The following is a 25217-nucleotide window of genomic DNA, read 5'->3' on the forward strand; positions in this document are numbered from 1 at the left end:
GGAGACCGTGGTGTCGGAGTCCCACTTGACCGAGATGCGACCGGTCGAGCCGCTCGGCGACCAGTAGGTGCCCATGTCACCGTCGACGGCGTTGCCGTAGCTGGTGCCACTGGCCTTGCTGGAGCCGTCGGCACCCGCACCGATGCTGAGGTTCGTGCCGTCGTTCTGCGTGGCGAAGCCCGTGGCGCCGTCGGCCTGCGCCGACACCGCGGTCATCGGCACGACGAGCGCCGCCGCCAGAGTCGCCGTGGCCAGCGTCGGCACGAGCCGACGCGAGATCGATCGTCTCACCGCTTACCTTCCCTCGATGATGAGCTGTGACGTGCTGCACAACCGAGCGTCAGAGAAAGCGCTTTCCTTGTCAAGGGGGGTTAATGCAACCGTTTGTAAGGCGTTCCAGCGTCACGAAGGCTTGTCAGGCTGTTGACCTGCGGGTAAACGGAGTCCGGCGGCGGATTCGACATTGAACTGCTCGACTGCTGCAACCGCTTGGAGCGCCCCGCCCACCCCGACGATCGCCGCGAACCGGCCGCAGGGGGGTGCCTCGGGGGGTTCGGGGGGTCTCCCCCCGGGAAACACGAAGGACGACCCGGTGAGGCGGCCGAAGGCCCCCGAGCAGGGTCGTCTCAGAGTCGAGTGGACCCTGGGCAAACTAACTACAACCCTGTCCAGCTCGCCGCCAAGCTCGAAGCCCTCCTCCGCGAGCTGCCCGCACCGACAGCGTCCCTCCCCCAGCGCAAGAAGCCCACGAAGAAGCCGGGCACCGCGAAGCGCCTCAAGCCGCACGAGGTAGACGAGCTGATCGCCACCTACCAGGCAGGCACGAACGTCTACAAGCTAGGAGAACGCTTCGGCATCAACCGGCAGACGGTAAGCACCATCCTCAAGCGCCACGGCGTCCAGATCCGCAAGCGTAGCTTGACCGAGGAGGAGATCGACGAAGCCGTGCAATTCTACGGTCAGGGCTGGTCCCTGACGCGGATCGGGCAGCACTTCGGGGTAGACAGCCGGACGGTGAGGAGTCGGTTGCTGGAGCGCGGGGTGCGCATCAGCAAGCGCTAAATGAGTCTCCGGAGAGTCAGGCAAGCGGCCACCAGTAAGTAGAACCGTAGACCTGATAACCAAGACTAGTCGAATGATTCCTCCACATGCCTTCTCCGTTTTTACTCAACTTCGTTGAATCAGACAGGTTCTCATATACATTCTTGGTGATATAAGTCGGGAAATTTGAATCGAGAGCGGCCATCTTCGCTGCATTATTGGCGGCGTTCCCAACCCAAACCAAGTCGTTACTACCCCGGATTCCCGTTCGCGCCACAAAAAGAGAAGAGGAATCAACTCCAACCTTCTGCTTGAGCACATAATTGTCCTTGGGGTACCGTGATTCAATGGCTGGCTGTAGTATATATTTCACAGACCAATTAATTTTCAAAGCGGTCTTCACGGCATCATCACGCCTTGTGTCGCCAACATAGACCGCCATGACCCTGTCTCCGTCATACGCCGTAATCACTCCCCCATGGGCCCGAATTATTCGTGCAGCACAGTACAGATAGTTCTTGTAAACCTCAGCTGCAAACCAATCTTTGTACCCCTTGACCAAACCAGTGGATTCCGCAAGGTCAGCATACAAGACAGCTCCGTCAATCACGACAGCCTGATTGGCCAAGGCGATATCTGGCGTCTCGGGAACCTTCCTCCCCTCACGCCTGTCCCAGGCGCCCCGATGGGTTTTCTTCACATACTCTTCCAACTCATCCTTGAGACTCATACTTCACCTTCCCAGAAAACTTGAAATCAACAAGAGGAGTATCGCCAAACCCGACAACACCAAAGCAGAACGAACGAACCGGTACTTGCGAATGACTACGTGTGACATCCTCCAAAGTTGATGCTGGTTCCTGGAGGAAGAGGCTCCACGCTGATCACTGAAAGCTTCCTGAAAAGTGTCAAGCTCCTTGAACGTAGCCACATGACCCCAATAGTAGATGCCATTCACAGCATCCACATTGGTATATCTAGGCCAGATTGCAGCTGCGGCACATACAACTGAAACTCCTGCCATTACTGCACCAATCCACCACGCAACTTCCCATACACCGTTAAGCTTCTCTGGCCCCCAATTACTTGCGAAGATACCCCCCAACAAAGCACCGAATCCAACTCCTAGAGCAGCCAGAATCATAGATGCCTTGTGATCAGCCAAGGCAACTTCTGCTCTAGCTTCTGCAAGCATCACTGAGGCTAAAGTATCGTTTTCTTCGCCATCCAAATTTTGACCGCCTTCACTAGGGACACCCAAAAGTTCGTTTCCCTCTTTTTTAGCATTTCCCGCAAGTGGTTCGGATTTAGCCGCTAGAGTAACATGAACTGCAACCAACTGCCGAGCACTTAGAATGACTTTCCCTCTGCCAGGAATATCTTTGAGTTCTTTCCCGCCCGGGGGCCTGTATTTAAGTGGAGCTTGGAGAACAAGATCTCGGTCAGCAGACTCTTCGACCTCGGGACTCGATGAATACAACACGCCACGAAAAAGACTTCCATCTTCAAGCCAGCAATCGAGGTGATACTCGGCTCGATCCTTATCTTCAGACTTCAAGTAATTATGCTGATGAAACACACGACGCCAAGATGACCAATTAGGGTCGAAGCTATTCACCCTAGGCAAGAAGCGGCGAACATACACAGGAATAGCGGTAGTGCTATGCAGTTTTTCAATTACTCGTCTCCGAGTCCATCCACCGAAGGTGACCAAATCATGGAGAACAAAGCCCAACAGGCATGCGACAGCCACAGTCCCAATAAACCACCACCACAGGTCCATATAGTTTTCAGCAACATGAGAGCTAAAATTCTCAATCAAAGCAGAAAAATCAGGGATCCACTTTGGCCAGATCAAGCCAATCAAGAGAAGCAGGGACACCACCACGGCGTCACACAAGACGCTGACCGCCGCAATCAAAACCGTGTCACGAAAGGCAGATACTTGCCGCGTCGGCCTAAGAGACTCTCGCCTCAGAACAAAGCAAATACCCGGGCCAATAAGGATCACGAAGAGCAGCAGCGCGATCGGTGTAGTTGGCATCAGCCCTCAGAACTCCATACCAGATATTCAGGTATTTAACTGTCATCGCCAGAGTCGGAGGACTCAGCAGGTGGAGGAGGAGGCGGCGGGCCGTCTTCTAGCTGGGATTGAGTAGCGCCAGGTGCAAGCTCAGATCCTCTCTTCTCGCCTTGAGAACTCACCTCAACGTAGCGCACAGCATCATTAGAATCCTTCCCCTTATTAGCCATAACAATCTTCCTCTCCAGAAAACAAGAATTAGAATATGAAGAGCGATGTAGTCCCCACCCTTCCCTATCCATGATACCCCCGGAACCGTGTTTCACTCCAGACCGAAAGAGTTCCCATCTGGCCAGTTGAGGGCACTTAACCCACCAAAAGCCAACGACGCCCTCAGCACCGTGAGGACGCCGTTGGTCACCCTGCGTCAGATCACCCCCGCCGTTCCTTCGCCAACTCCTCCAGGCCGTAGCGCTCGACGTGGTCAGGGTTGTTCAGGTCGATGGTGCGCAGACCCTCGCCCTGGAGCCGCTCGTTGATCTGGTCGAAGTTCTCCCGCACGATGCGCTTCTCAGCTTCCGAGGTCTTGCCCTTCTTGGGCTTACCGGCGTGCTCGAGCGTGGCGTAGTCGATCTTCTTAGCAGTGGCGGCCGGCCGCGCAGAACGAGCAGTGACCGTCTTGGCTGTGGTGAGAAGCTTGTCCATCGGCTCATCCTGAGCCAAGGCCTCGAACTCTGACAGCTCCATCACTACCGATCGGGTGTCCTCGCCCTCCTGCTGGATCTCCAGGTGGACGAACTGCTTTTCGTTGTCGAGGTTTTCCACCTCTTCAGCCAGTGCCTCGATTTCCACCGCATCTTCACCCAAGATGGGGTGTCCGCGGACGATAACCTTTACAAGGTCTTCGTCGTTCTCGATGAACTTACCGGTCAGGTCAGAGACACGGATGACACGTTGCGCCATGGGGGTTCCTTCCCAAGGGGTTTTGGTTATTGGCTACTATACCATTAAAGGCGGCCTATTGACACTAGTCACACTAAGGCAAGGCACAAGCACACCCTTCATGGCATGACCATCTCCGCTATACGCTTCGGGAACTGGAGGATTTACCCTTAGCTTCAGGCGAGGGCTTAGTGTCTATCTCGCCTTCGAGCACCCACACAAACACCACACCCGAGCGCGGGAAGATCCAGCCATCGAAGCCAACTTCCACAGTTGAGGTGGGAACGGAATCGGGACGCTGAGTGATGTGTGACTTCTGAGCACTGGCGATAGGATCAAGCACGGTCATATGTCGGATGCCACTGTTGCCGTACCAGAGTTCCACCTTGACACCCTTGGCAGGTCGAGGAAAGTCGATAGCCAGGAGATGGCTGTTCTTCTGCACGAGCGCTCGGTAGGTGTAGGAGATCTTGGCTTCTTCAGAGCTCCCAGCCGCCACGCCGGTATCCACCGTGTAGGTCTGTTCATCTTTTCGTGAGGAGCGACGGATCCGTCGCTCCTCACCGTTGACGGTGAACTGCACCAACTCGAAGGATTCCGGAGAAGCACCGTTAAGGTTGGCGATCGGCTCGAAGTACCATGCCCCGGTTGTTGTTGGATCATCGAGGAGCGTTCGGTAGTCGTCCAGATCAGAGACGGCAGAGAAGCGCATGACCGAACTGCTTGGCACGACACGGTACTCCCACCGCACAGTGGCAACGAACATCGATCCGACGCCAGCAGCAGGGCCATCTTTCCATGGGTCGAGAGCAACGGAGACGTGGACATCGTGCCAGCGTTCCGGTGCGCGGATGACTTGTTGCCGCAAGTCTGTGTAGACGTCCTCGGCGAGCTGGCGGTCTTTGAGCTGGATGGCGAGGGAGTTCCGCACTATCTGATCGAGGACCTCGGGTGAAGAGACGCGGGCGAGGTCGTCGGCGTTGAAGGCGAAGCCTTGGATCACAGCATCGCGGATAGCCGGCGCCTGTTCAGCTACAACCTGGCGGAGACGATGCATCGCCTGGGCTTCACCGTGTTCCCGGTTGATGTACTCGAAGGCGATCACGACGAGCCCGGTCGTGAGCAGCGCCACGCCGACGTCGTTGACGACGGCCGCGGAGAGTAGCTCCCACCCAGGTTGTTGCTCGGCCCAAGCAGAGAGAAGTAAAAGGGCGGTTCCAACCACGATGGCTATCACTGCAAGCAGTGTCAGCTTGGTTTTGTAGAGGGATTGGTAGAGGTTAGAGCGCCCGCTTTTCATATACGTGTATTAGTATAACATTAATTGCATATATGGCCTAGATTCTTCATTTGCTGACGCTGTGCCTCGGCCGAACACCTCCTCCAGGAGGATGCTCGCACCTTCATTACACGAGGGGTGACACGACCGCGGTCGGTGTTCTTCTGGGTCACACCGGGTCACAGCGGTTCCCCTTCCTCCCTGAGCGGTTGGTGGGCCGGCGACAGCGCCGAGCGGGCGATCTGGTCGCCCAGGTCCAGGAGTGCGGACAGGGGCTATCGCGCGCTGGCACGGAACGCCTGATGCGCTCCAGCCCGCTCCGGGCACACCGAAGGCCTCGGACCAACACGAGTCCGAGGCCCTGGAGGACGGGTCTAGGGAGTTGCCGTCCTTGCGCCTACTCAATAGCGGATCAGCTACTTGCCACCGCCGGTACCGCCGCCGTTGCCACCACCAAGGTTGGGGGTCATGGTTGTCTCACCTCCTCGAAGCACAGACAGGGCACGGCTCATGTGCCCTGCTGAGGACATGTGCCGAGGTCTGTCGGCAGAGCTAGAATAGGACACATAGTCTCTAGACGTATAGTCATTAGACGCATGGTCTCTGGATCTTTCGTCTTGGGACGTATGTGGTTGGGCCATCATGCCTGCTCAACCCATCTCAGAAGCCGCCCAGACGTTCGGGGCGCGTGTCCGCGCCCGCCGCCAAGAACTCGGCAAGAGCCAAGAACAGCTCGCCGACGCCTCTGGGCTGCACTGGACCTTCGTCGGCCAGGTGGAGCGGGGACGCCGCAACCTGAGCCTGCACAACCTGCTGAAGCTCGCAGAGGGGTTGCAGGTAGATCCTGGGGAACTGGTGCAAGGACTGCGAGCCGAGGAGTGACGGTAACGCGAGTATGAGGACCTGGCTGAAATCTGACGCTTGGCAAGCACTAGCAACTGAGCTTCGCAGCTACCGACAGCTCGGTCTTGGCCCTCTCCTCACCGAGGACGCTGTCCGCTTCGCCACAGCCCGGATGCTGGTCGAACACGGCAGTGACCCACAAGACCTACGAGTCGAGCTGCCACACCCTGAACTCAAGGGTTCTCGCATCGACCTTGTGGTCGGTCAACCGCCCAGCGCCTTCATCGAGTTCAAGTACCCGCGGGAACCCAATGAGAAGAACGCGGCATGGACGATGACCTTAGGAGAGGTTCTCAAGGACTTCTACCGCTTGGCGGCTTGCCCTGGAGCAGCGGAACGGCTGTTCGTCTATGTGGAGACACCTCGCCTGCGGCGCTACATGGCAGGGATCGCGCAGCGTCACGGTATCGCCCTCGATGTTGACGAAGTCGTACTCCCGCCCGATGCCATGGCACAGCTACCGATGACAGCCAGACGCAGCATCGGGGTGGAGCTCCCTACGTCGTACGTCAGGGCGCGGCGGAGCGTAGCTGTGGATGTAGATGACGGCCTTCGACTCAACGTCTACCAGGTTGACCCACATCTCTAGAACAACATGCCGTATTTACGACCCGATGCCATGAAACAATTAACCGCATGCACCGAGGAATCCTGACGAGCACGGAGACCGTCTTCGTCAGTTACAGTCAACCTGAATAGCGCTTTGTTATCGATATTATGGCCGGTGCGGTCGAATATCAAATAGGCATGGTCATAGCTCTCAGGCCCACCCTTCCCAGGGACCGGCAAGTTCACCTTATCCATCTCATTGTTGGCAAATCGAACCGACCTAACAACGGAATCATATCCTGGAACTTGCAGACAAACATAGCCAATAATCTTATTCTTAGGAACCCTGTCGGGAGAGAAACCGAAGAAGACGCGAGTACCCCTCGGTGTGTCGAGTTGGTTGCCAGGTTCTCCCCTTCCCCGGTTGCTGTAGAGCTTTTCCGTACTAACCCAAAGCGATTTCGCTTCAGCCAGTTGCAAGCTCAAAGCACCGCCAACCTCGCGATCATCCGAAGGTTCTTGATAGCTCTGGGCGGCCGCGGAGTCTTCCTCGGGGGGCGTCGCCTTTCTCTGTGGGTGAGCACGGTACGAGCTCAAAATACTCGCAAGAGGATCAGCAGCCGACCAGGCATGGTCGAAACAAGAACCGAACGATTGACTGTTTTGAGGTACAACCTAGCGTTGGCTCAGAGTGGAGAATGTTCGTAGCAGAGCTGACGTCATCGTCAAGCGCCTGCCCTCAGCAAGGACAGGCGCTTGACGATTTATCTGGTCAGCAGTGAGACAAGGTCGACCATCAATGCTCACACTTGACGTCTTGGACGAACGCTCCCCACTCCGCAAGCGAGAACGCCAAGTGACCTTGTTCGCGGTTCTTAGTGTCCCGCACCATCGCCGTTCGGGGAGTCTCCGCCACCTCCACGCAGTGGCCACCCTGCGCGTTGCTGTAGCTCGAGGTGCGCCACTGAATGTTGTCCATCGATCTCGCCTCGCACATTCTTCAAGTACTCCGTTGTCTGCCCCGGGGAGAGGGCAACGCCCTGCAAGCTGCCGAACTTGAGGGCCAAGCGCTCGACCTCCGCCGACTCAGTGATGAGGTTGCCGGAGGCAGCGCCTTCAATGTAGGCCACCTCCTGACGGTCGGGGAGCGACAGGATGGTGAAGGGCCCATCCATGCCGGGGTGCTCGTCGAAGCGGACACCAGCAAGGATGACCTGGAGCTGGACACGTCCAGATCCGACCAGCTCCAGGAGGCGGCTGGTCTGCTCGAGCAGGATGCCAGGGGTATGAGCTAGGCAGCTCAGCACCGACTCGGTGATGATCGCCCAGATCACCGGCCGCTCCGACTCGATGAGTAGCTCCTGCCGGCGCGTGCGCTGCTCGACTACACGCTCGATGTAGTCGTCGGTCTCCATCGGGTTGTTGGCCCGACAGAAGGCACGGATGTACGACTCCGACTGGAGGAGGCCGGGGACGATCATGGGGTGGTAGTCGCGCATCATGAGGGCGTGCGGCAACGCCTGCATGAAGCTTCCGGCGTACTCGGGGTAGGCCGCCTGCTGTACGTCCTTCCACAGTCCGACCAGGTGGTCACCAGCCTCCAGAGCCTCATCAGCCTTCTTGGCGAAGCGCTGTGTCGGCGTGCGTTCAGCCCGCTCGATGTGCCCCACCAACGCACCAGACACATTGATCGCTCTGGCAAGCTGGCTTTGCGACATATCGGCCAAATTTCGCAAACGGGCCAATTCTCGCCCGAAGCGCCGTACAGCCGGGTTTTCCCCGGGGGGTATACGTGCCATGACCGGTAGTTAACTACACGGCCACAACCTATGACAACCCCCTTTTACGGCTAGTGGCCAAACGGCCTGTACGTATAGCCGCCTTACCTGGGGCAATGGAATGGTCGGGGCGTGGCTAAGCCACTACCAAGCCCCTACTTTTCCAAGGTGGCGATCAATGAATACGCTAACGGCGCCTACCGCGCTCGAGCGCCTGGACACGCTCCTCCATCAGGACGGCATCCGCCCGGTGCCCGACCACGATGGCGATGCCCTGGTGTTCTTGCACGTCGGCTGCGTCAGTCTCTCGGCCACAGGCGAGTACTTCACGCTCGAGCACCTCGACCAGGACGGCAACCGCCTGCGCACTATCCGATGCACCCACGAACAGATTTTCGAGGTTGCCGATCTGGTGCGTGCCTACCGAGATAGCCAGCACGCCCACAGCCGCGCGAACGCTCGCCCCAGCCTGCGGCTGGTGAAGGGGTGGCACCGATGACCCCTCTGGCTTCCCGCCCATTGGCTTACGGCTACATGCGGATTATCGGGGTGGGCGACCGCTTCAGGATGACACTTCTCCACCGGCAGATGAGCGCCTTCGCCCGCGGCCAGGAGTTCACGCTCGGGCAAGTGTTCGTGGAGGTCCCTACCTGCCGTGAGTCCAGCTTCGAGCGTTTGGTCTCGCGCCTCAAGCAGGGTGACGCCACCGAGCTCATCGTGCCCACGCTGGATCACTTCACCCGCTTCCCCAGCTTGCAGGAGGGTGTGGTGGCCCAGATCGAAGCCCTGGGAGTGACCGTCTGGGTGGTGGGTGACTGATGCACGCCAGACTGACCCTCGTGGCGTTGCCGAACGTGGTCGCCATCGCCCGTGCTTTCACGACGGCGACGCTACGAGGGCTCCCCTACGAGGCCATCGACAACGCCGAATTGCTGGTGTCGGAACTCGGTACCAACGTGGTCCAGGCCGCGGGGCTGGCGATGACGACACCGATCTCCGCGATCTCTCACCGGCACGTGTTTGCCCTGTCGCTGAACATCACGGGCAACCGGCTCGTCATCGAGGTGCATGACCTCCACGAGGGGCACCCCACACCGCAACCACAGAACGAAGATGCCGAATCCGGCCGAGGACTGTTCCTCGTCGAGGCGCTCAGCCAGCGGTGGGGCGTTAGCTCACATCCGCAGGGCGGCAAGGTCGTGTGGTGTGTGATCGCCCTCGAGTGGCCGGTGCCGGCGGAGCGCCTGGCCGCCGAAGCTCCTGCAACTTCCGCCCCTGCCTACGTTCACAGACAGCCGCTACCACGTCGCTCTGCACCGCATGACGTTCCACCGGTTCCCCCAAGCACGCCGCCACTGGCGCCAGAAGATATGGAACGGGTGGTCGAGGGGCTCGCCCGGCTCTGAGAGTGGGTCACAGCCGCGGTGCGCCTGCTGCGTATTCCACAACAGGAAAAACCAGGGCATCGGGCTCGTGGTCATGAGCTGACGTACCACCGGTGCAGGGGCGTGTGTTCGCGTGTCGGGTTCGGTCGATCGTTCGGGCGAACACACGATTGCCTGACCTGCACCGATGCGCCATAACAGGAGGTGCCGAGGGCGAGCAGAGGCCATAGATGAGCAGAAGTAGTGCTGGCCGCCGCACCTCGGTACCTCATCGGTTTACTGCGGCTTCAAGAGATGAACCTGTCCGGGTTCGTCGGCCGCATTTTACTGAGGAGGTTTGCTCGATGAGCGAACAGCCCACTGGATCGGGCGAGGAGAAGAAGGCCACGGTCGCGATCCGTGTCTCGCCCTCGTTCAAGCAGCAGCTTGACTCTGTGGTCTCCCTGACGGACAAGACGCTGAACAACGCGGGCGTCGAGGCCTTGGAGGACTGGGTAGCGAAAATCCTGTCCGACGCCTCCGTCCGCGACAAGGCGATGGCCAACCTGGAGGCTGAGGAGCGGGCGCTGCGGGAGCGGAAGCAGGCACTGTCCGCGATGCTCGGTGGTGACGATACCAGCAGCACGCCGGAGGGCACTTCGACCCGATCGACGCGCAACAAGAAGTAACTTGCGCGTGTGAACACTGGCCAAGGAGCGATGTGCTTCGAGGTTGCGTGAGGCGGGAGCTCGTCTAGGTGCGACTCGACAGGGTTGTCCTGGGCGGCTCTCGCCTAGCTAACTATGCCGTTATATTGCTTATTATCTGCACGACTGACTCGATTACAGGCGACGATGTTGCAGATGTAGCCAGCCTGCGCCCCATGTCTCGAAGAAGAGATTTCTTCTCTTCAGTTAGAGTAGATTCATCAATTCTTGACTCAATCAACGCTGGAGAAACATCCCCCAAGGAGATCCTATCAGCGTTTTCCTGCAGCCATACTATGAAATTTTGCGCAGCCTCCGGAGAGCCCACAGCCTCGATTATTCGACTGCTCATGGATTCAGGGGTAACCCTGAACGTATTTATTGTAGATGAATCCTGGGAAAGATTTACATCTCCAGAAACATTCGATATGTTGAATGACCTACCCTCGCCATCCATTACATTTCCCCAATTCTCAGAAGCCGCATTAACTGCCACTGCGTAACAATCTAGCGATTGCGCGAGCGTGCGAGCCATTCTCCCAACCTCGCCACTCAGATGCCCGACACCCGATCGCGAAGGAATAAATCCCGCCCAAAAAGAGCGTCTTCGCTTCAATTTTCTATAATGAGTTATTACAGAAGCCCATCGAGCAAACGAGGAATCTCTTGAACCTAAAAGAGCAAGGGTCAACTCATTTGATAAATAGCTTCTTTCAACCCGATGCGCATCCATAATTTCTGCAAAAATATTCATCGGGAGAGACTTTATTGCCTGGAAAATTCCCAATTCGAGAAGTAGTACTTGAGCCTGCCTTGCACTGATAGAAGGAAATTCTATAGGTGCAAAGTGAGGTATTTCCGGAACCCCATTGCCCAAGTCTCGAAAAACTGTTGCCGACAAGCTATTACTATAAGCCTTAGCCCATTCTCGAGTCAAGAGAATCCCCAAATTAGCACGAGCCTCAAATTCATATGAGTCAGTCCAAACACCTTTCTTCATTGGCTTTACAGCTTCAAGAACCACATCTGCAAGCAGCGGCCTGCCATCAAGTAAATAAGGAACTTCGATTAAGGCATCTATAGCCTTATCTCTTGGAAACTGACCTCCATGGAGAATAGAGGCGACATCACTTTCAAAATTCGGAACATTCTTTACCCACCATTTTGTAATCTCTTGAGTAGTACTACCTTGCTTCTCTACCCACGAAGATCCGAATTCTTCGACTAAATTATCTTGCCTGGTGGAAAAAAGTGGATCAAATATCGACTTATCTCTACTGAACTGCGTCCGTCTAATTTCCAAGTTAGCACGAGGATTCATTCCATATCCGACGACTCGGATAAAATCAGCTTGAATAAGCGGCATCAGGCGTCGCAGCAAGTCATACATTAAAATTTCTTCATGCTGAACCGAGATCGGAAAGAGAACTGGTTCGACAGAAACCAGCGAAGCCAAGCGAATCACTCGCTCGCACATCGCAATTTTTTCTTCACGTCTTGGTGATGATATTCGCCTCATTACTTCGTGGTCCAAGAAGTGTAGAAAAATTCTGTGTCGCACCAGCACCTCGCTTTAGATTTTATTTTCCATAAATTTTCAGTTCAATGTATCTGCGACAGGTGGGGATCTTAGACTCCATATAGTCAAATACTGCATTCTCACTGGGAACCGAGAAGCTATCTGCAAAAAGAGAGACTGACTCCAGAGATTTTGTGGTCACTCCGAAATCCAGCAACTGAAACTTTACGTCATCGAGAGATGAATAAGACCGCACTGGTGCTTCAAACGTTATCCCATACGAAGCGAACAGATCTTCAGAAACTTTAATGGCAATCGGCATTTGTTCCATAAACTCGTCAGCTTGATACGAGGAGAATCCTGTCACAGTCCTCGACACCCCGTTGACACGAGCAGCTATTATTGCTTCGCACTGGATGGCCATTTGGTGACCAAGCAGAATAAGGTTTGTCCCATACTTTCTGAAATCCTCCTCTATGTCCGCAATTGCAATTCTTCTAAATATTCCCGCAGAATGCGGTCGCAAATGTCCGACTACTTTTCTTGGAAAGGCCTTCATTATCTCATCTACACGAACATCTATGATGTCTGTCTCGATAGTTGCTCCCGTCTTTGCCGTCATTAGCAGAATCTCACTTCCAGAGTTAGCCTCCAGACATGCAGCAAGTGATGAATCTCGCCCTCCAGAAAACATTACGATTGATTTTTGCGGGGCCTCACTGGATTTCATACCAAGACGCTCTCAATCTAGAGGATATCCAAAGAACGGTGTATTTCAATAAACTTACTCGCCGCAGACCGTGGAGGCAACGGCTCGGGGCATGGGGGCAAACCTCCTAGAATCTCGCGTGAATCATCGCGTATTGCCGCCCTCCCTTCGTTAGGCAAGAGAAGTTTAGCTTCCATTTGAAAGGCTGTGCGATCTGCGAGCTTAACCACATCTTCATCACTTTTATTCATTGGAAGCTGGATTTCAAACGCTTCACCGATGGCCCGGTCTACCGAGAAAACGAGCTCTGTGTAACCGTCAAACTGCCCCATATCCCGGAGCCGCCTTTTAAGAGGAGAGGGAATATCACCGAGGTAAGCCTCATGCGAATCATGATGAAGTGCCACCAGACACAGGTCCGGCCTCCCCAAATCAGCTACAATTTCACTCACGAGGACGCTATGCTGCGCAACCGAATAAAACTGGGTGGTGTGTCCGCCAAACCTGCAAATTCGAGACAGCGCACCCGCTATATCCCCTAGGCGTATTGCATCAGGAGTCGGATTTGACAAATCAATCCGCCCCCCAGAGGAAGTATCAAGCCACCTGCTTTGCTGGACATATGTCGATGAGTTTTGCATAATATAGAGTTTCTATTTATATTCTACATTCCAAGCTTGATAAACTCAAGCCATTAAATCTATTTTCAGCAATCGATCTTGGCGGCAATTTTTTTGAACACATCACCAGGATCACTCGATCCATCTACCCTCCACAATACTCCAGCTTTCTCATAATGATTGATCACAGGAATGGTTTTGTCTTTGAAAACATCCATCCTGCTTGAGAAGGTAGCTGCAGAATCGTCTGCTCTTTTTTTCAAAACATTGCCGCAACCCACACAGGAAGCATCGGAAGGGTAACTTGAGAACTGTGAAACTTTATAATTGATTCCACACTTTGAACAGACAAGTCGTCCCAATGACCTAGAAAGCGCTTCCTCGTCTGAAACATCGATATAAACAGCCAAAGAAATCAGATTGCCTCCGAAAATTTCCTCCAGAAAATTCACTTGGCCAATACTTCGAGGAAATCCATCAAGAACAAAACCTCTGCCCTGCTTCCCAGCAACAAGAAGAGCCTCTTTTGCTAGGCCCCGAATAACACCCTCGGGAGCAAGGCCTCCCTTTCGAATATTATCTGCATCCGACTGAGAAAGTGAGCCAAGAAGACTCCGGATCATCTGACCAGTGGAGATATTAACCAAGCTATATTTTTTAGCCAAAAGAAGACTTTGAGTCCCTTTCCCTGAGGCACTCTTCCCCAGTATCGATATGCGAGGACTACCAAAAGAGAGAGTCACCTCATTATTGTTGCTAAATTTTAGATTGATGATCCACCACCTAAAGACCGAGACACCTCTTGGCATCCTACATCTTCGCCAAGTCATGCGGAAGCCTTCTGTCATCCTTATCAGTCACTCACCAACATCAGCAAGTAGTCTTGCCAGGTCATCGCCGCCCCGCAGAGAGGAAAGTACAGATGATAAAGAAGCTGCCTCATATTCATCCTATGAGCCCATCAGATCATGGTCCACAAAAGCACCAAAAGTGTCTTTATGTCCATAAGACTAACAATCTAGACAGTACCTATCAGGAGCCTCAACCTCATCTTGTTACCGCATCCCTCACTCACCGTTTTGACACCCTGCACGTCCATGCACCACTGCACGGCAAACTTCGGCCATAGCTCTCCTCGCCACACCCACACGAGCGACGTCTCCTCGTCCGTGACCTGTAGCCGGATGGGATCCATGTCGACGTGGTTCCAGATGCCCTCCTGGCGCTCGACCGCCTGTAGATCCAGCTCCTTGGGACCGTTCTTCCCCTGGTAGAGCACCACTCGGATTGGCCGCATCTCTACGAAGTACTGGCTACGGGCCTGCGTCACGAAGAGGAACCGCTCAGGGGCCACCTGGAAGCAGGCAACGTCAAGACACGGCACTGCTTCCGTGATCCAGTTCGTCGTGATGAGCTTCGCCAGCTGCCGGACTCCCTTGTCGCTGTATCGGCGCACCTGCCGCTGCTCGTAGCTGTGCTCCGCACCGAACTCGTCCAGGCGCCCGAGGTGTGTTTGTTGGTCGCTGGTGAAGCCCAGCGAGGCCAACGCCGCCTTCATGCTCATGTCGGCATCTGTGCTCAGCACCTTGTGCTTGAGCGTGTTGTAGGCACTCAGAGGATCGCCGTCACCGAGCAACCCGCAGATGACAGGGCTCTGGGCCATGGTGTCAACGGTAAGCCCTGCTGCCGTCTTGCGTACGGCAAGCAGCTCGGCGCGGGCCTGTTCCTCGAGGCTCATGTGGCTCCTGGGGATGTCACTTTCATGTCATGACCGCTGGGGGTCATCTCCCGTGGACTTGAAGTGTCAGAACCCCAACACAGGGAGCACTTCATGTCGTACCCCTCAGCGAGCACCTTCGACTACCCGGCCGCTGTGAGTCCCGTGCTCAAGCTGCGTAGCAACCTCGCTACCTCCTACCTCGCGGCCGTCGATGTCCTTCGTGACCTCGAAGCCCAGCAGAACGCCATCACGGCCGCTCGTCGTGAGCGCCTGCGGGCCGAGCTGGACGCCGTCGACGTCGTGCCGCTCACCAACCCCGCTGACCAGCGTTGGTGACGGCTTCCCTGGACCGGATGCCTTCCCGCATCCGGTCCGCCTCCCTCTCCCTGTCTCTTCTTCCTTCGCTCAAGGAGTCAGTAAGCATGCAATCCAAGCTCAACCCGGTGCCGCGGCGCCGGCCTTCTCTCCGCTCGCGGATGGCGGCACCCGTCGTCGCGGGGGCAGCTGCCCTGGTGTCGTCCGCCTGCGGCCTTCTCGACGACGCCCCCGACCCCACCGTCATGGAGGAGCACCAGCAGATGCTCACCACCTGTGGTGACGCGCCGCCCGCCTCCCTGGTGCTGGTGGACGGCACCGGTTCCAGCAACAGCGAAGCCATCACCGCCGAGCGCCTGGACGCCATCGGGCACGTTGCCCGTCAGACTGCGGTGTGCTCGGGCTACCTGCGCGTCGCCGTGTTCTCCTTTTCCAGCGCGGCGACGACCGTGCTCTACGACGGGTCACTCCAGCCGCACGGTGCGACGGGCAACGCCCGGATCCGCCGCGTGCCCGCTTTGGTGGACGAGGCCATGACCGAGATCCGCGACGGCTACGCGCCCGCCCTGGCCGAACTGCCCGGCGGGGGTAGCGACATCACGGCGCAGCTACGACTCGGTGTGGAGTGGATCGATCAGCTGGGCGACGGCTACCGTCTCAACCTGGTGGTGCTCACCGACGGCTTCCATAACGTCGGCCACAAGCCCGGCGACGAGGTGCTCACCCCGGCCGAGGCCGAGGCTCTAGTCAATGAGACCAGCGTGCCCGACCTGGCCGGCGCTTCAGTGACGGTGGCGGGTATCGGGCGGGTGGCGGAGGAGCCGCCCAGCTCGGCCGTGGTCGAAGGGCTCGTCTTCTACTACGAGGCGCTGTGCATGCAGACGGGCGCCGAGGAGTGCATCGCTGTCACCGACTACGCCCTGGGCGGTGAATCTGCATGAGGAAGCTTTTCATGGGAGCTGGTTCGCCGTTCTCTTCCGCTTCCTCGTCGGATGCGTGGACGGCTGAGGCCGATGCCGTGTCCATTCCGCGGCTGGACGAGATCGGGACGCTCACGCGGCCGACCAATATCGGGAGGACGTACGCCGAGGAGGAATACCGGGCGCTCGGTGAGGAGCAGCTGTCCTCCTGGGCGGCCGAGGGCGAGCAGGCGGCACGACCGCACGTGATGCGGGCGCGTGGCTTGGAGCGGTCGGCCACGACGACGGAGGCATTGCTCGTCCACCAGGAGGAGGCCGCTCGCCAGGCGCGTGAGGATTACCAGCAGGCGGCTCGGGTGCTCGCGCCGCATGTGCGGCGTGAGGTGGGGGCGAAGGTGCGCTACTGGGTGTGCTGGCCGCTGCTCGTGCTGGGCGACTCGGCGGGGATTCTCATGTCGGCCGTGGCCTTCGGTGATGCGCCATCGGTTGCCCTGGGTGTGGCAGTGGCGGCCGGTGTCGCCGCTGGGTGCTCGGGGCTTATCGGTTCGGAGGTCAAGCACCTCCGGAACGCCCGTGCTCGCCAGCGTGACCCCGAAACCTTGAGCGGGGAGGAATATCGCTTCCGGCGGTTGTTCTCCGGCTCGCCGGACAAGGGCTTGGGCCTGGTGGGGCTCGTCGGCGTGGTGTCGCTGCTCGTGGTGGCGCTCTTGGCCTTCGGGGTGTTCCTCCTCAGAGGGTCGCTGGAGGGTGCAGCCTCGGGCTTGACGTTCGGCTGTCTGGCGGCGGCGACGGCGCTGGCTTCCTTCGCGCTCAGTTATCACGCGGCCGATGAGGTGGCCGATGTGCTCTCCGGCTACAAGAAGCGGGCTTCGCAGGCTGAGACGCGCCTGCGGAAGCTTGCCGGTGGCAAGGCGATCCGCCAGCGGGCCGAGGCCGATGCGGCGGCGCGGTCGGTGTACGCCGAGCACGCCGCACGTGGACAGGCGGCAGCCAAGCGGGTGGAGTCGCTGAACTGGCGCATCCAGCGGAACAACAGCCAGGTCGTCGGGCACGGGTTTCCCGCGCACGAAGCCAGGCCGATGGTCGGGCGTCGGGTGCGCGCTGGTGCCAATGGCTATGCCGGTGAGGCGATGCGCTGATGTTGCTCCCCAGTGCTTTGAGGCCGGATCAGTTGCTCGGGCCGGCACCCGCGGGCGAAGGCGATCGTTCCCCCGCCCCCAAGTTCCGGATCGGGTCGCCGGGCGCCCCGTCGCTGGTGCCAACGCTGACTATCGCTGTCTTCGACAACAGCGGCAGTGTCGTCTCACCGACTGGCACAGACCCCTTGAGTAACCGCTTTGCCGAGGTAGAGCACGCCTTCCGTGCGGTGGCGCGTCGAGCGGCACAGCACGAACTCGGGGCGGTGCTGCACTTCGACTCACCGTGTGGTGGCGATGTCCAGCCGACGCCGATCAGTCGGCGGGGGATGGCGTCGCTGCGCTCGGGGCTGGCGGTGCCCTCGGATGGGGCGGGCAGTAGCTGTCTGCTGCCGAGCCTCCGTCAGACCGTGCGCTTGGCCGAAGGGCGCCCCGAGCACGCAACCACGCTGGTGGTGCTCTCTGACTTCCTGCTCATGGACAGCGATCCGGCCGCGGCGTTGACTGAGCTGGCCGAGTTTCCGGGCGATGTACATGCCGTAGTGCTCGGCTCCTGGGTGGACACGGACGCCTTCGATTCGCGCATCACGGTGACACCCATTGAGCGCGACGATCCGCCTGGTGCGGTAGCGCGGGCGTTGTTCCGCAGCCTGGTCGCCCGGCGGCCGGGGAGCTCGGTCGCTGACCCCAGATAGCTCTTACTCAGTGCCCGATGCTGCGTATTCCACAACAGGTTTCTTTACAGCAGCGGACCTTGAGGAGCAATCCCTCTAACAGAGAGGTGTGGGGCTGTGTTCGCTCGGACTATCGGGCGAATGTTCGCCCGAACAGACGGTTTCCACACCTCTCCCCATCCGTCATAACTACGCCTGTACCCGGCAAGCCAAAAAACGATGTTGGGACAGAAAGGAGGAATCTTTGATGACCATAAACCATCCCCAACCAGCCCGGCCTCCCAACACGGTGCCCGAGCGGTTTCGCACCATCCTGGCCGACCCCCCGTGGAATATCCAGCAGCAAGGTGCTAAGGGGGCTGGACAGCACTACCAACTCATGAGTCTGGAGCGCATCAAGGCAATGCCCGTGGCCGACCTGGCCGAGGAAGACGCGCACCTCTACTTGTGGACGACTAACGCCACTATCCGCGAGGGCTACGAGGTGGCTAAAGCCTGGGGCTTCACCGTTCGCAGCCCACTCACGTGGGTGAAGTTCCGGCTCGGGCTGGGGCATTGGCTGCGTAACAGCACCGAACACCTGCTGTTCGCCACGCGCGGCACGGCACCGGTGCAGTTCCGGTCGCAACCGACCTGGATAGTGGCACCGGCGCAGGAGCACAGCCACAAGCCCGAAGAGCAGTTCCCCATGATCGAACGGCTCTCCCCTGGGCCGTATCTGGAGCTGTTCGCCCGTAGGCGCCCGCCGAGCAACGCGCCGTGGTTCGTCTGGGGCAACGAGGTCGACAGCGACCTCACCATTCCCGGCTACCCGGTTCCGAGTGACCACCGCCGTGGCCACGGCGGTGAGCCGCGGTGAGCGACGACGGGCCGAGCCCTTTCAAGAATCCCGTCCAGTGGTTCTTCCGCTCCAGCCTGCTCGTCCTGGTGGCCATGCTGGCGCTGACCTACGCGGTGGATCTGCTGCGCGACCTGCTGCCGTGGCTGGTCGGTATCGCGCTCGTCGTTGGTGCGGGCTGGGCGGTCATCGCCATCATCCGGTGGCGGCGCTCCCGGTGGTAAGCACGAGCGAAATCAGCAAATAACAGAGGTAGCGCGTTGTGGAATGAACATTTTACCTTGACGCGCAAACAGAAATGTTTAATAACTAGAGCCGAACGTTGGTGTTTAATTTTTTAAACACTGGCACTCGTAGAGGAAGGAGTGACCCTATGCCGAAACGAAAGAAAAACACGAATCAGCGGCGCCAAAAGCATGAGCAGCGATTCGTCGTACGTGGTGAGCGCCGCGATCCGCCAGACATGCGCAAGCTGGGCCGAGCCCTGCTCAGTCTCGCCCAGGCGGAGGCCGAACGGCAGGCGCAAGCAGAACACGCTGCCAAGCAAGCGACAACGGATGAGGAGAAGAACGCCTCGTCTTCAGACGGAGGTGATCAGGATGCTCAGCGCGGCAGCTAAGCGACCCTCTCTCACCTTCAAGGCGCTACACCTGCCCCGTCCGCTCGACGTGGCGACCGTCGGCACGCTCCTGGAACGGGTAGCGGCCGAACCCGGTCTGTCCCCCGTCGTCCTGGAGGCACGCGCCGACGCCGCTGGGGTGCGGCACGTTATCGGGGGGCGTGCATCGGACCTGCCGCGGCTGCGCCAGCTGTTCGAGGATCTACTGCCCGGCGCAGCGCTGGTAGCGCCGAAGGCCGGTGGCTCTCCTCTCCGGCCAGAGATGGTGGCAGCAGCCCGGCTGAGACTGCGGCCCTCGGGGATACCGCTGAGGTCGGATGCGGCCGAGGCAACCACGCGAGCGCTGTTGTCTGCTCTCGCCGTGCGGCTGGGCAGCGATGAAGCCATCGCTGTACAAGTGGTAATCGGCCCCCGCCGATCGCCGCGCCTGGTGCCGAGCGACATGCCGGATCCGCAGACGTCGGTGTGGCAGTTGCTTACCAAGGGCACCCGTCCGGCTGACACTGAACTGCGTTCCCGTCTCAAGGAGCGGCTTGGGCAAGTCGGCTTGTCGGCCACGATCCGGTTCGGTGCGACCAGTTCCTCCCCCGAACGGCGGCGATTCTTCATCCTGAGTGTGCTCGGGGCGCTCACCACAGCCCAGGGGCCAGGCGTGCGCCTGGAGCTGGTGCGCGAACCGGCTTCCCGCCTCAACCAGGCGCGGACCCCGCGCTTGTGGCCGCTGTCGCTCGGGGTGTCCGAGCTGGTGGGCTTGCTGGCCTGGCCGCTTGGTGAGGGCGAGCTGCCCGGTCTGCCGCCACTGCATCCGAAACCGCTGCGCGCAGCGGCGCACGTACACAGCGGCTCGCGCGTTTTCGCGCGCAGTGCGGCACCTGGTGATGAGCGGGTAGTCGGTGTCTCCGCCCAGGACCAGACATTTCACACCATCGCCTACGGGCCGAGTGGATCGGGGAAGTCGAATGCGCTGCTGCATCTGGCGCTGGCCGATGCCGAGGCCGGACGGCCGGTGGTGTTGCTGGATCCCAAACGGCAGTTGATCGATGACTTCCTGGCGCGACTGCCGGAACACCGTGTGGGCGATGTGGTGGAGCTGAACGCCGCCGACGCCTCGCCGGTCGGTTTCAACCCGCTGGATGTCTCTGGGCGCGATCCGGACGTCGTCGTTGACGGCATCCTCGCTGTCTTTCAGGCTGTTTTCGCTGACGGCTGGGGGCCACGGACGGCGGACATCTTCTCGGCGGGATTGCGCACGTTGGCGCGGGCCAGTCGCCCGGAGGCACCGGCCACGTTGGTCGATCTGCTGCGCCTGTTCACCGATGCCGCCTTCCGTCGTTCGTACGTGGGACGGCTCCAAGGTGATGTCGCCCTGGCGGGTTTTTGGGCTTGGTATGAGGATCAGTCTCCAGCGTCGCAGGCGGCGGCCATCGCCCCGCCGCTGAACAAGCTGCGCCAGTTCCTTCTCCGGCCCGCCCTGATCCAGATGCTCGACCAGCGAGCCGATGCCTTCCGCCTGCGTGACGTCTTCAAGGGCAACAAGGTCGTGTTGGTACCCCTCAATGAGGCGCTTATCGGGCCGGGAACGGCTTCACTGCTGGGCAGCCTGATCATCGCCGAGGTGTGGCAGGCGACCCAGGAGCGAGCTGGTGAAGCCGACGCCAACACGCGACCGGGTGTGGTGTACATCGACGAGGCCCCCAGATTCCTCAACCTCCCCGTATCCCTGGCCGACGCCTTGGCGGTATCGCGCTCGCTCGGGGTGGGCTGGTTCCTGGCCTCGCAGTTCCGCGAACAGTTCCCACCCACTCTCAAGAGCGCGGTGGACATCAACGCGCGGAGCAAGATCCAGTTCGCCACCGAGTATGACGATGCCCAGGCGGCGGCCAAGCTGGCACCTGCCTTGAGCGTCGAGGACTTCATCGCCCTGCCACGCTTTACCGCCTACGCCAACCTCGTCGCTGACGGTGCGCCCTCGGGCTGGGCGCTGGTGAAGACCTTGCCGCCCACTCCAACCGTGCACAATCCGGAAGCGATGCGGGCGCGGGTGCGAGCCAACTATGCCGTGCCGACTGAACCACCTTCAGCCGAAACCCCCTCCCCGGAAGAGTCGCAGGAAGCCGATGGCGGGGCGCCGCCGCGCGCTGCGCACGAGGAGCCACAGGGCGAGCAGATCGGGCGCAAGCGACGCCGGAGGGGCAAGCGATGAGCTGTTCACATCTCCCCCACAACAGAGAGGCCGCCCGTTGCTTCGCCCCTCTATCCGCCCGTGTCTTCACGTCGAGCACAGATTTTCGTTTGCCGTGGTCACTGCCGCTGTCGTGGCCCTTCCGGGATGGGACTGACCGGCATTCTGCCGGTCACCGTGGCCGACTGCTCGGCTCCCGCCTCGCGTACAGACCTGAATGCATACGAAGGAGGTTCCTATGACCAGAGACAACGTTGCCGATCTGCTGCTGTCACTGTCCGACCGTGACCGGGCGGTGCTGGAGTCGCTGCGTGAGCTGCGCCTACTGACGACCGCGCTGCTGCGGCGGTTGCACTTCATCCACCACCCCGAGGAGGCTGACGACGACAGCGAGGGCGCAGGCAGGACGCACGCCACCGAAGCGGCGGCGGCCGTGGCGGCAATGCGGGTGCTGGGCCGGTTGGAACGGCACGGCTTGGTCGCCCGGCTGACACGACGCATCGGGGGTGTACGGGCTGGCTCCTCCGGAATCGTGTGGCAGCTCGGGGCTACGGGTGAACGGCTGCTGCGGGTGATCCACGGCGATCCGAAGCGTAAGCGCTACCTGGAGCCTTCTCGCGGCTTCGTTGACCACACGTTGGCAGTGGCCGAGATCGCCGTGCGACTGCGCGAATCGGAGCGTCAGGGTGCGGTGGAACTGCTCGACCTGGAGGCCGAGCCCACTGCCTGGCGCTCCTTCGTGGCACCCCACGGGGCGCGGTCGTGGCTAAAACCCGACCTGTTCGCCATCACGGCCAGCGGTGACTTTGAGGACCACTGGTTTCTCGAGGTGGACCGGGGCACGGAGCATCCGTCGACGGTCATGCGCAAGGCACACGTGTATGAGCGCTACGCCGCCAGCGGCGGCCACCAAGCTGAGCACGGGCTGTTCCCAGCGGTGGTGTGGGTGGTGCCGGATCACAACCGGAAGAAGGCGCTCAAGGCCGCCTTGGCCGCTGAGCGGCGGCTGACGCCCGAGCGGTACCGGGTGGTGACCGAAGCCGAGTTCGACGCCCTGGTGGTTGGCGAGGCAACTGCCCAGACCCAGGAGGCAAAAGTCGAATAGGTTTATCCATCGGCGAATGCCACATTTCAGACATTACTTTCCGTGGCTATTTAGCTACGCTAGGAATTTAGGCAATTCGGAGGTAAAATGGGTCGTACATAACGGAGGTCTAGAGAAACATGACGGAAGAGCAAGCGCGGCAGTTTGGAGAATATATCAAGCGGCTGCGCGAGGCCAAGCAATGGGGCGTGCGCGAGCTGGCGCGAAGCAGCGGGGTGAGCCCGGCGCTGATCAGCTTGCTTGAGAAGGGTTACCAGCGTCCGAAGGTTGACACGCTGAAGGCCCTGGCCGGTGCGCTGGATGTTCCTTTTGCCGAAATGATGCATCACTCTGGCTACGAACGTGAATGCGGGAAGCCGTGCATCGGGGTTCACCTACGCTTGTGCTATAGCCATATACCCGAGGAGACCATCCAGGAGGTCGAGGAGTTTGCCAACCAGGCCATAGCCAATACAAAACACAAACAGGATCGAAAAGTATCTACAGAAGAACAATATTAAGGGTGGAAGGAAGGAGTTTTTTATGAACAAGGAACCATTATCTCAGGAACCACTACTACTCACTATTGAGGACGTGCGCACAGCACTCCAGATAAGCCGGTGGCAGGTGTATCGAATGATTAATCAGAAACAGCTCAAAACCGTGACTATCGGGCGACGACGACTTGTCGCACAAGAGGACTTGAAAGCACTCGTTGAAGAGCTACGCAGACAGGAGGACAGCAATTATGGGCAGACGCGCCAACGGTGAAGGCACCATATACCAGAGGGTAGATGGACGTTACGAAGCTGCCATCATGTTGCCAACCTCTAGCGGCACGCGAAAGCGCTTCCGTGTATACGGAAAGACTCGGCAAGAAGCGCACAAGAAACTGACGAGGATAGTTGAGGAAGTTCGCCGGGGGATCCTTCCGCCCGAGCAGGCTTGGAAGGTCGGCGAGTACCTTGACTTCTGGCTCGAACGAGAAAAACGCCGTCCACTTACCCGAAAGCGACATGAGACGATAGCACGCCTCTACATCAAACCTGGCCTTGGACGCCACCGACTTGACGGCTTGTCAGTGCGGATCGTGCAGAACTTTCTCGATGACCTCCTTGCTGGCGGAAAATCGGTTGCCACAATCCACCAGGTACGCAAGGTGTTGAGCGCCGCTCTGACCTACGCCATGCGCCAGGAGATGATCATGCGGAACGTGGCCCGCTTGGTTGAACTGCCACGGTACAAGCCAAAAGAGGCACAACACTGGACTCCCGATGAAATAGTTCGGTTCCTCAAGGCAGCCGAATCTGATTCGCTCTACCCAGTCTTCACACTACTCACGCTCTACGGACTGCGGCGTGGCGAAGTACTCGGAATCCGATGGCGTGATGTGGATTTCGACCATGGCGTCCTACACATCCGGCAGCAAGTACAACGGATAAACGGCAAGCTTGAGCAAGTTGAACTCAAGACGGATTCGAGCAAACGTGATGAGCCGTTGCTGGAAAAAGCGCGAGACATACTTCTCGATCAGCGCAGGATTCAGGAGGAAGCTAAAGCTGAAGCCGGTAGCGACTGGCAGGGCTCCGGCGGTGATGATGAGTTGGTCTTTACGACCCGCACCGGACGCCCTCTCGAGGCGCGCAATCTCGAGCGCTCGTTTATGCGGATCTGTAAGCAGCACGGCCTGCGGCGCATTACAGTACATGGCTTGCGACACAGCAATGCCACAACCCAGAAAGGTTTGCAAGTCCACTCGCGTGACATCCAGGCAATCCTCGGACACGGCGATGTTCGCACGACAGGCATCTACGAACATGTTGATCTTGCTAGCAAGAGAAATGCCCTACGAAAAGTTGAAGCGCGTTTGTTCGCAGCAGCAGCCAACAGAGGCCGCAGCCGTCAAAATTACCGTCAAACCACATCCGCAAGTGGTTCGAACATTTCAAAATCTCAAGAAAGGAAAGCACCCACCCCTGATGGGTTGGGTGCTTTCCTTGGTAGCAGCGACAGGGATCGAACCTGTGACCTTAGGCTTATGAGCACGATCGAGGCCACCTTGGAAGAGCGCCTGACCTCTGTAAAACAGGCCATGCAACGACGCACACGCATCTGGCTACTCGGCTGCATTACCGTCAGTATTTGCCGTCAGCAGAACCCCCAAACACCAGCACATTGACACGAGGCCTAAACCTTCATCCCACAGCTTGCGTTAAGGAGCGCAGTGACTTCCCTCGATGAAACCCCGGACATCAGCCTGCCACCGTTGCCGCTCTCGGGTGTGGACGAAGCCGT

General features: G+C 58.8%; 31 protein-coding genes and 1 pseudogene. 19 read left to right on the top strand and 13 right to left on the bottom strand.

The features are described 5' to 3' along the window. Positions 1–162: pseudogene (locus ADL05_RS32375) on the bottom strand (pectate lyase); the annotation flags it as partial. Positions 163–636: 474 nt separating this feature from the next. Here ADL05_RS32375 and ADL05_RS06065 point away from each other — a divergent pair. Beyond that, positions 637–1062 carry a hypothetical protein gene (locus tag ADL05_RS06065; protein ID WP_082376142.1) on the top strand — a complete coding sequence of 142 codons (426 nt, stop codon included), beginning with the start codon at positions 637–639 and terminating at the stop codon, positions 1060–1062. Positions 1063–1078: 16 nt separating this feature from the next. On the opposite strand, the gene ADL05_RS29395 is transcribed toward ADL05_RS06065, so the two are convergent. The 4 genes from ADL05_RS29395 to ADL05_RS29400 all read right to left on the bottom strand — a co-directional run bounded on the left by ADL05_RS29395 (position 1079) and on the right by ADL05_RS29400 (position 5306). Beyond that, positions 1079–1771 carry an adenylate/guanylate cyclase domain-containing protein gene (locus ADL05_RS29395; RefSeq protein ID WP_082376143.1) on the bottom strand — a complete coding sequence of 231 codons (693 nt, stop codon included), beginning with the start codon at positions 1769–1771 and terminating at the stop codon, positions 1079–1081. A 3-nt stretch (positions 1772–1774) separates the two neighbouring features. Further along, positions 1775–3085 carry a DUF6338 family protein gene (locus ADL05_RS30320; protein ID WP_156365736.1) on the bottom strand — a complete coding sequence of 437 codons (1311 nt, stop codon included), beginning with the start codon at positions 3083–3085 and terminating at the stop codon, positions 1775–1777. Positions 3086–3496: 411 nt separating this feature from the next. Beyond that, entirely contained in the window at positions 3497–4027 is a 531-nt protein-coding gene (locus ADL05_RS06070) for a hypothetical protein (RefSeq protein ID WP_053615878.1), read from the bottom strand. Between the two features lie 118 nt (positions 4028–4145). Then, complete coding sequence (locus ADL05_RS29400) at positions 4146–5306, bottom strand: hypothetical protein (protein WP_082376144.1); 1161 nt, start codon at positions 5304–5306, stop codon at positions 4146–4148. Positions 5307–5927: 621 nt separating this feature from the next. Here ADL05_RS29400 and ADL05_RS29405 point away from each other — a divergent pair. Together ADL05_RS29405 and ADL05_RS30325 are read left to right on the top strand one after the other, a co-directional pair. After that, complete coding sequence (locus ADL05_RS29405) at positions 5928–6167, top strand: helix-turn-helix domain-containing protein (protein WP_082376145.1); 240 nt, start codon at positions 5928–5930, stop codon at positions 6165–6167. A gap of 133 nt (positions 6168–6300) precedes the next feature. Next, on the top strand, positions 6301–6777 hold the full coding sequence (locus ADL05_RS30325) for a hypothetical protein (protein WP_197285705.1): 477 nt from the start codon (positions 6301–6303) through the stop codon (positions 6775–6777). On the opposite strand, the gene ADL05_RS30330 is transcribed toward ADL05_RS30325, so the two are convergent. The 3 genes from ADL05_RS30330 to ADL05_RS06080 form a co-directional block, all read right to left on the bottom strand. Further along, on the bottom strand, positions 6774–7223 hold the full coding sequence (locus tag ADL05_RS30330) for a hypothetical protein (RefSeq protein WP_156365738.1): 450 nt from the start codon (positions 7221–7223) through the stop codon (positions 6774–6776). The two genes, ADL05_RS30325 and ADL05_RS30330, sit on opposite strands and share 4 nt — an antisense overlap. Positions 7224–7533: 310 nt before the next feature. Next, positions 7534–7659: a DUF397 domain-containing protein gene (locus ADL05_RS31620; protein WP_369800895.1), complete on the bottom strand. Its 126-nt coding sequence runs from the start codon at positions 7657–7659 to the stop codon at positions 7534–7536. Then, complete coding sequence (locus ADL05_RS06080) at positions 7613–8536, bottom strand: helix-turn-helix transcriptional regulator (protein WP_082376147.1); 924 nt, start codon at positions 8534–8536, stop codon at positions 7613–7615. Before ADL05_RS06080 ends, ADL05_RS31620 begins: the two co-directional genes overlap by 47 nt. Before the next feature lie 157 nt (positions 8537–8693). On the opposite strand from ADL05_RS06080, the gene ADL05_RS06085 reads away from it, so the two are divergent. The 4 genes from ADL05_RS06085 to ADL05_RS06100 all read left to right on the top strand — a co-directional run bounded on the left by ADL05_RS06085 (position 8694) and on the right by ADL05_RS06100 (position 10568). Next, positions 8694–9014, top strand: coding sequence for a hypothetical protein (locus ADL05_RS06085; protein ID WP_053615881.1), 321 nt, complete (start codon positions 8694–8696; stop codon positions 9012–9014). Further along, positions 9011–9334 (top strand): recombinase family protein, encoded by a 324-nt coding sequence (locus ADL05_RS06090; RefSeq protein ID WP_156365739.1) that lies wholly within the window; start codon positions 9011–9013, stop codon positions 9332–9334. Before ADL05_RS06085 ends, ADL05_RS06090 begins: the two co-directional genes overlap by 4 nt. Next, entirely contained in the window at positions 9334–9921 is a 588-nt protein-coding gene (locus tag ADL05_RS06095) for an ATP-binding protein (RefSeq protein WP_053615883.1), read from the top strand. Before ADL05_RS06090 ends, ADL05_RS06095 begins: the two co-directional genes overlap by 1 nt. A 323-nt stretch (positions 9922–10244) precedes the next feature. Beyond that, on the top strand, positions 10245–10568 hold the full coding sequence (locus tag ADL05_RS06100; protein ID WP_053615884.1) for a hypothetical protein: 324 nt from the start codon (positions 10245–10247) through the stop codon (positions 10566–10568). 112 nt (positions 10569–10680) lie between these two features. Here the strand turns inward: ADL05_RS06100 and ADL05_RS30335 are convergent, their stop codons facing one another. The 5 genes from ADL05_RS30335 to ADL05_RS06105 form a co-directional block, all read right to left on the bottom strand. Continuing rightward, a complete protein-coding gene (locus ADL05_RS30335; protein WP_156365740.1) occupies positions 10681–12120 on the bottom strand; it encodes a hypothetical protein in 1440 nt (479 codons plus the stop codon). Between the two features lie 46 nt (positions 12121–12166). Beyond that, positions 12167–12835, bottom strand: a complete 669-nt coding sequence (locus ADL05_RS30340; protein ID WP_156365741.1) for a hypothetical protein — start codon at positions 12833–12835, stop codon at positions 12167–12169. A 17-nt stretch (positions 12836–12852) separates the two neighbouring features. Further along, positions 12853–13266: a hypothetical protein gene (locus ADL05_RS30345; protein ID WP_156365742.1), complete on the bottom strand. Its 414-nt coding sequence runs from the start codon at positions 13264–13266 to the stop codon at positions 12853–12855. Positions 13267–13520: 254 nt separating this feature from the next. Continuing rightward, entirely contained in the window at positions 13521–14177 is a 657-nt protein-coding gene (locus ADL05_RS29415; protein ID WP_197285706.1) for a nucleoside monophosphate kinase, read from the bottom strand. 275 nt (positions 14178–14452) lie between these two features. Further along, complete coding sequence (locus tag ADL05_RS06105; RefSeq protein WP_053615885.1) at positions 14453–15172, bottom strand: hypothetical protein; 720 nt, start codon at positions 15170–15172, stop codon at positions 14453–14455. 93 nt (positions 15173–15265) lie between these two features. Between ADL05_RS06105 and ADL05_RS06110 the strand changes: the two genes are divergently transcribed. From ADL05_RS06110 to ADL05_RS29435, 12 genes are all read left to right on the top strand, one after another. Next, entirely contained in the window at positions 15266–15490 is a 225-nt protein-coding gene (locus ADL05_RS06110) for a hypothetical protein (RefSeq protein WP_053615886.1), read from the top strand. An 86-nt stretch (positions 15491–15576) separates the two neighbouring features. Beyond that, positions 15577–16410, top strand: a complete 834-nt coding sequence (locus tag ADL05_RS06115; RefSeq protein ID WP_156365743.1) for a vWA domain-containing protein — start codon at positions 15577–15579, stop codon at positions 16408–16410. Beyond that, positions 16407–17528, top strand: coding sequence for a hypothetical protein (locus tag ADL05_RS06120; protein WP_156365744.1), 1122 nt, complete (start codon positions 16407–16409; stop codon positions 17526–17528). Before ADL05_RS06115 ends, ADL05_RS06120 begins: the two co-directional genes overlap by 4 nt. Next, on the top strand, positions 17528–18220 hold the full coding sequence (locus ADL05_RS30350; protein ID WP_156365745.1) for a hypothetical protein: 693 nt from the start codon (positions 17528–17530) through the stop codon (positions 18218–18220). Before ADL05_RS06120 ends, ADL05_RS30350 begins: the two co-directional genes overlap by 1 nt. A gap of 226 nt (positions 18221–18446) precedes the next feature. Next, positions 18447–19058 carry an MT-A70 family methyltransferase gene (locus ADL05_RS06130; RefSeq protein WP_053615890.1) on the top strand — a complete coding sequence of 204 codons (612 nt, stop codon included), beginning with the start codon at positions 18447–18449 and terminating at the stop codon, positions 19056–19058. Then, positions 19055–19261 (top strand): hypothetical protein, encoded by a 207-nt coding sequence (locus tag ADL05_RS06135; protein WP_053615891.1) that lies wholly within the window; start codon positions 19055–19057, stop codon positions 19259–19261. Before ADL05_RS06130 ends, ADL05_RS06135 begins: the two co-directional genes overlap by 4 nt. Before the next feature lie 149 nt (positions 19262–19410). Beyond that, entirely contained in the window at positions 19411–19656 is a 246-nt protein-coding gene (locus ADL05_RS29420; protein WP_082376149.1) for a hypothetical protein, read from the top strand. Beyond that, positions 19637–21859 carry a type IV secretory system conjugative DNA transfer family protein gene (locus tag ADL05_RS06145; RefSeq protein WP_053615989.1) on the top strand — a complete coding sequence of 741 codons (2223 nt, stop codon included), beginning with the start codon at positions 19637–19639 and terminating at the stop codon, positions 21857–21859. The genes ADL05_RS29420 and ADL05_RS06145 overlap by 20 nt, the downstream gene beginning before the upstream one ends. Positions 21860–22076: 217 nt before the next feature. After that, on the top strand, positions 22077–22943 hold the full coding sequence (locus tag ADL05_RS06150) for a replication-relaxation family protein (protein ID WP_053615893.1): 867 nt from the start codon (positions 22077–22079) through the stop codon (positions 22941–22943). 119 nt (positions 22944–23062) lie between these two features. Further along, entirely contained in the window at positions 23063–23443 is a 381-nt protein-coding gene (locus tag ADL05_RS29425; RefSeq protein WP_082376150.1) for a helix-turn-helix domain-containing protein, read from the top strand. A gap of 22 nt (positions 23444–23465) precedes the next feature. Next, complete coding sequence (locus ADL05_RS32110) at positions 23466–23693, top strand: helix-turn-helix domain-containing protein (RefSeq protein ID WP_082376151.1); 228 nt, start codon at positions 23466–23468, stop codon at positions 23691–23693. After that, positions 23671–25101: a tyrosine-type recombinase/integrase gene (locus ADL05_RS29435; protein ID WP_082376152.1), complete on the top strand. Its 1431-nt coding sequence runs from the start codon at positions 23671–23673 to the stop codon at positions 25099–25101. Before ADL05_RS32110 ends, ADL05_RS29435 begins: the two co-directional genes overlap by 23 nt. Positions 25102–25217 lie beyond the last annotated feature (116 nt).

It is taken from the genome of Nocardiopsis sp. NRRL B-16309 (assembly GCF_001279585.1).
GTDB lineage: Bacteria > Actinomycetota > Actinomycetes > Streptosporangiales > Streptosporangiaceae > Nocardiopsis.